Origin of the sequence: uncultured Campylobacter sp. (assembly GCF_937890585.1) — a bacterium.
GTDB lineage: Bacteria > Campylobacterota > Campylobacteria > Campylobacterales > Campylobacteraceae > Campylobacter_A.
Map to the genome: position 1 here is coordinate 1 of NZ_CALACG010000227.1, position 2,401 is coordinate 2,401.

A 2,401-nucleotide genomic window follows, 5' to 3' on the forward strand; every position below is an offset into this window, starting at 1 on the left:
GCTATAAACTCTGCTTTTTGAGGGTCGCCGCGTCTGCTTAAAAATAAAATTTCTTTAAATTTTTTACTTTTTCTATTTAGATCAACTCGCTTTATGACATCATTTTTTGTATCTAAAATTTCTTTAAAAGCACCATTTTCATTTGCATAAAAAAGCTCTCTTGAAGCTGGGATAAATATCACTCCAAGAACAGGCTTACTCTTTCTTATAAGTGCGATACAAATGCAAAATTCTCCATTTGCTTCGATAAATTCTTTTGTACCATCAAGTGGATCAACAAGCCAAAATTCTTTTATAGAAGGATAGCCCTTTTTTGGCTCTAAAATTTGCTCCTCAGAACAAATTTTTATCCTGCTTGTACTAAGTAGATCCACGACGATTTTATTTGCCGCAAGATCAGCGCTCGTAAGTGGTGAATTATCCTCTTTAAATTTTATTTCAAGTTTGTTATCTAAACTTTGAGGTGGGTAAAATTTTAAAATTTCATTTCCAGCTTTTACCGCTGTATACCTTGCAAGCTCTAGTAGATCATCGATCGATGCCATCTAACCTTCTTATCATTTTTATTTAAAATTAAAACTTTAACCAATGTTACATTAAAATAAAATAATAAAAAAGTGAAAATTTAAAAAGAAGTGACATTAGCTACTAGAATAAATATGATCTAAGGAATATTATAGGACCGCTACTTCGTACTTTTGAGCTACGATATGACGTAAAAGTAACAAAGCTTTTTTAACGAGTTGTCAATAAATTTAAAACCAGCCAGAGTAGAAAATTTGGTTATACTTTTGTAATTTTTTGAAATTTAAAAGGACAAAAATGCAAACTTGCGTCATTTTAGCAGGGGGTAAGAGCTCGCGCATGGGACAGGATAAGACCTTACTACCATTTGGGGGCTTTGAAACGCTTACGCACTATCAGGTTGCTAAATTTAGCAAAGTTTTTGATGAGGTTTTTGTAAGCTCTAAATTTGAAAAATTTAGCCCGCCACTAAAGCTCATAAAAGATGAGAGCAGTGAGGATTTTTCGCCGATGCTAGCGCTTTACTCTGTGCTAAAAAGCTTTGATCACAGCGTCTTTGTCATCCCAGCTGATATGCCATTTTTTGAGCCTTCCAGCCTTGATGAGCTAGCTAAATTTAAAGATGAATTTGATATGGTTGTGGCTAGCGATGATGAGCATATACACTCGCTTTGTGGTTTTTTTAGCCCAAATTTAGCAACATTAGCCAAAGAGCTCTATCTAAAAAATGAGCATAAAATAGCTCTTTTAAGAAAAAGTTGCAAGCTTAAGGTGGTAAATTTTGATGATAAAGAGCAGTTTTTTAACGTAAATTTCCCAGAAGAATACAAAATAGCAAACGAAATTCAAAAAAAGGAGCAAAGAGATGCCTAAATTTATACTATTTTTGGCTCTTGGCTTTAGCCTTTTATCAGCAAGCGAACTTAGCGAGTTTCAAAGAGCGCAAGCACTTGAGCAAAGTGGCGATATAAAAGGTGCCATGCAAATTTATAAAAGCATTGCCGAAAACTCTATAAACACGCAAGGCTTAGCCTCCAAGGCTAGTCTAAATTCCGAGCCAGCGACGCCAGAAGCAAAGGTAAAGCAGGCTAAGATCACACAAGAAAACAAGGCCGAACATCATCTGCAAAATGCACTTGGCATCGAGCTTTATAAATTTAACTACCTTTTGCCAGTAACTTACGCTAAAACTATGCCAGATGATGGGCGAAAGAGCGTTGAGACCAAGTTTCAAATAAGCCTTGCAAAGCCGCTATTTTACGACGTTTTTGGCCTTAGAGAGAGCCTAGTGGCAGCCTATACGCAGACTTCGTGGTGGCAGATTACTAAAAAGTCATCGCCGTTTCGCGAGACAAACTATCAGCCAGAAATTTTCTTAAATTTTGCTTCACCAAAATATCTAGAGAAAATCGGCATCCAAAATCTAAAATTTGGCCTTTTGCATGAGTCAAACGGACGAGATGGCAGCAAATCAAGGAGCTGGAACAGAGCCTACGTGCAAAGCGACTTTGTCTATGGCAACTTTAGCGTCTCGCCAAGAGCTTGGATAGTCGTTGGCGACAAGGGCGATAACAAGGACATCTTAAAATACATCGGACACGGCGACGTAAGGCTTAGCTACAACCTAAACGACCACATCTTTAGCCTAATGCTAAGAAATAACTTACATTTTGATAAAACAAATAAAGGTGCAGCTGAAATTTCATATATGTTTCCGATATTTTCAAGCGGCGTTTATGGCTATTTGCAGTATTTTACTGGATACGGCGAGAGCTTGATTGATTATGATAAGCACACAGATAAGATCGGTCTTGGCTTTGTTATTTTAAAATAAACTTAAATTTTTATCCAAAATAAATGGCTAAATTTGGGCAAA

Annotated in this window: 3 protein-coding genes; 2 read left to right on the forward strand and 1 reads right to left on the reverse strand. The window is 36.5% G+C overall.

Features of this window, described 5'->3' with window-relative positions; translation table 11 throughout:
* Window positions 1-545: inositol monophosphatase family protein (locus Q0296_RS06780; RefSeq protein WP_298038402.1), on the reverse strand; the 545-nt coding region annotated here is incomplete at its 3' end.
* A gap of 277 nt (window positions 546-822) precedes the next feature.
* Here Q0296_RS06780 and Q0296_RS06785 point away from each other — a divergent pair.
* The gene (locus Q0296_RS06785; protein WP_298038404.1) at window positions 823-1,398 is read left to right on the forward strand and encodes a molybdenum cofactor guanylyltransferase; all 576 of its coding nucleotides are present in this window, start codon (window positions 823-825) and stop codon (window positions 1,396-1,398) included.
* On the forward strand, window positions 1,391-2,359 hold the full coding sequence (locus Q0296_RS06790; protein ID WP_298038407.1) for a phospholipase A: 969 nt from the start codon (window positions 1,391-1,393) through the stop codon (window positions 2,357-2,359). The genes Q0296_RS06785 and Q0296_RS06790 overlap by 8 nt, the downstream gene beginning before the upstream one ends.
* Window positions 2,360-2,401 lie beyond the last annotated feature (42 nt).